1 tRNA gene and 2 rRNA genes (1 of these 3 only partly in view) are annotated in these 3,301 nt (G+C 54.9%); all 3 read left to right on the forward strand.

The features are described from left to right. Positions 1-2,817: ribosomal RNA gene (locus LZ686_RS18700) — 23S ribosomal RNA — on the forward strand (it extends 16 nt beyond the left edge of the window). 95 nt (positions 2,818-2,912) lie between these two features. Further along, positions 2,913-3,027 (forward strand): 5S ribosomal RNA (gene rrf / locus LZ686_RS18705). A 61-nt stretch (positions 3,028-3,088) separates the two neighbouring features. Next, positions 3,089-3,165, forward strand: a tRNA-Met gene (locus LZ686_RS18710). Positions 3,166-3,301: the final 136 nt, after the last annotated feature.

The following is a 3,301-nucleotide window of genomic DNA, read 5'->3' on the forward strand; positions in this document are numbered from 1 at the left end:
GGCGTTTGGTGGATGCCTTGGCAGTAAGAGGCGATGAAGGACGTGATACTCTGCGATAAGCCATGGGGAGCTGAGAATAAGCTTTGATCCATGGATTTCCGAATGGGGAAACCCACCTGAAACTTGATTGTTGTTGCCTTCGGGCGGTCAACAATTGGGTTAACCAGGTATCTTTTACCTGAATACATAGGGTTTAAGAAGCGAACCCGGGGAACTGAAACATCTAAGTACCCGGAGGAAAGGACATCAATAGAGACTCCGCTAGTAGTGGCGAGCGAACGCGGACCAGCCGAGCCTTGAGAGTGACGAGAACAGATTGGAAAGTCTGGCCATAGCGGGTGACAGCCCCGTATCGGAAGCTCGATGGGACGTATCAAGTAGGGCGGGACACGTGAAATCCTGTCTGAAGATCGGGGGACCACCCTCGAAGGCTAAGTACTCCTTACTGACCGATAGCGAACCAGTACCGTGAGGGAAAGGTGAAAAGCACCCCGACGAGGGGAGTGAAACAGTTTCTGAAACCGGACGCCTACAAGCAGTCGGAGCCCCCTTGAGGGGTGACGGCGTACCTTTTGTATAATGGGTCAACGACTTGGTCTGTCTAGCAAGCTTAAGCCGTTAGGTGTAGGCGCAGCGAAAGCGAGTCTTAAATGGGCGACATAGTTAGACGGATCAGACCCGAAACCGAGTGATCTAGGCATGAGCAGGATGAAGGTACGGTAACACGTACTGGAGGTCCGAACCCACACCTGTTGAAAAAGGTCGGGATGACTTGTGCCTAGGGGTGAAAGGCCAATCAAACTCGGAGATAGCTGGTTCTCCGCGAAAGCTATTTAGGTAGCGCCTCGGACGTATTCCCTGGGGGGTAGAGCACTGCATGGATGATGGGGGCCCACAGCCTTACTGAGTCTAAGCAAACTCCGAATACCCAGGAGAACTATCCGGGAGACACACGGCGGGTGCTAACGTCCGTCGTGGAGAGGGAAACAACCCTGACCAACAGCTAAGGCCCCCAATTCGTGGCTAAGTGGGAAAGCATGTGAGACTTCCAAAACAACCAGGAGGTTGGCTTAGAAGCAGCCATCCTTTAAAGATAGCGTAACAGCTCACTGGTCTAATCAAGAGGTCTTGCGGCGAAGATGTAACGGGGCTCAAGCCACGAGCCGAAGCTTTGGATGCACTTTAGAGTGCGTGGTAGCGGAGCGTTCTGTGATATAGAACGCTGCCTCTTTAGCCCAGCAATGGTCTACGGAGGCAATGTTCTGACTGTGAAGCCGGGCCGTGAGGCAACCGGTGGAGTGATCAGAAGTGAGAATGTTGACATGAGTAGCGACAAACAGGGTGAGAGACCCTGTCGCCGAAAGTCCAAGGGTTCCTGCTTAAAGCTAATCTGAGCAGGGTAAGCCGGCCCCTAAGGCGAGGCCGAAAGGCGTAGTCGATGGGAACCAGGTTAATATTCCTGGGCCAGGAGATGGTGACGGATCCCGAGGGTAGTTCGATCTTAACGGATTGATCGGGCTGCTTAGGGGTCCCTGGAAATAGCCCTCCACAAGACCGTACCCTAAACCGACACAGGTGGACTGGTAGAGAATACCAAGGCGCTTGAGAGAACCACATTTAAGGAACTCGGCAAAATACCTCCGTAAGTTCGCGAGAAGGAGGCCCGGTTTTTGCGCAAGCAGAGGCCGGGGGCACAAACCAGGGGGTGGCGACTGTTTACTAAAAACACAGGGCTCTGCGAAGTCGTAAGACGACGTATAGGGTCTGACGCCTGCCCGGTGCCGGAAGGTTAAAAGGAGAGGTGCAAGCCTTGAATTGAAGCCCCGGTAAACGGCGGCCGTAACTATAACGGTCCTAAGGTAGCGAAATTCCTTGTCGGGTAAGTTCCGACCTGCACGAATGGCGTAACGACTTCCCCGCTGTCTCAAATGTGGACTCAGCGAAATTGAATTGTCTGTGAAGATGCAGACTTCCCGCGGTTAGACGGAAAGACCCCATGCACCTTTACTACAACTTCGCACTGGCATCAGGATTGCGATGTGCAGGATAGGCGGTAGGCTTTGAAGCGGGGACGCTAGTCCTCGTGGAGCCATCCTTGAGATACCGCCCTTCGCACTCTTGATGTCTAACCGCGGCCCGTTATCCGGGTCCGGGACCCTGCGTGGTGGGTAGTTTGACTGGGGCGGTCGCCTCCCAAACAGTAACGGAGGCGCGCGAAGGTTGGCTCAGACCGGTCGGAAATCGGTCGTTGAGTGCAATGGCAGAAGCCAGCCTGACTGCAAGACTGACAAGTCGAGCAGAGACGAAAGTCGGCCATAGTGATCCGGTGGTCCCGAGTGGAAGGGCCATCGCTCAACGGATAAAAGGTACGCTGGGGATAACAGGCTGATGATGCCCAAGAGTCCATATCGACGGCATCGTTTGGCACCTCGATGTCGGCTCATCTCATCCTGGGGCTGGAGCAGGTCCCAAGGGTACGGCTGTTCGCCGTTTAAAGAGGTACGTGAGCTGGGTTTAGAACGTCGTGAGACAGTTCGGTCCCTATCTGCCGTGGGTGTTGGAGACTTGAGAGGAGCTGCCCCTAGTACGAGAGGACCGGGGTGGACGTTCCACTGGTGGACCAGTTGTCGTGCCAACGGCAGTGCTGGGTAGCTATGAACGGACAGGATAAACGCTGAAGGCATCTAAGCGTGAAGCCCCCCTCAAAACAAGGTCTCCCTTGAGAGCCGTGGAAGACCACCACGTCGATAGGCCGGAGATGTAAGTGCAGCAATGCATTCAGTTGACCGGTACTAATGGCTCGATAGGCTTGATTTGATCCGGAAGAAGCAGGATTACCCTCCTTCCTCCAAAGCATCCTTGGACAATATCAGACCCTTCAAAGGGTCCGACGCTGAGCGTTTCTTTCCTGGTCTGGTGGCCCTAGCGCGAGCAAAACACCCGATCCCATCCCGAACTCGGCCGTTAAGTGCCGCTGCGCCGATGGTACTGCGTCTTAAGACGTGGGAGAGTAGGTCACCGCCAGACCTGGTAAGAAACGCAATATCTCTCTGATACGATGAAATAAACCCGATCAGGACAACCTTGGCGCGGGGTAGAGCAGCCCGGTAGCTCGTCAGGCTCATAACCTGAAGGTCACAGGTTCAAATCCTGTCCCCGCAACCACAGAAACAGACCCAGACGAACAAACAGCCCTCGCGACCCGCGGGGGCTTCGTCATGTCCGGACGATCGATCCCGGCCTGGCCTTCCGCAAGGCCAAGGATTCCCGCAAGCTTACCCAGAAGTGGAAAAACCGTGGG

Origin of the sequence: Paracoccus sp. NFXS7 (assembly GCF_040148865.1) — a bacterium.
GTDB lineage: Bacteria > Pseudomonadota > Alphaproteobacteria > Rhodobacterales > Rhodobacteraceae > Paracoccus > Paracoccus marcusii.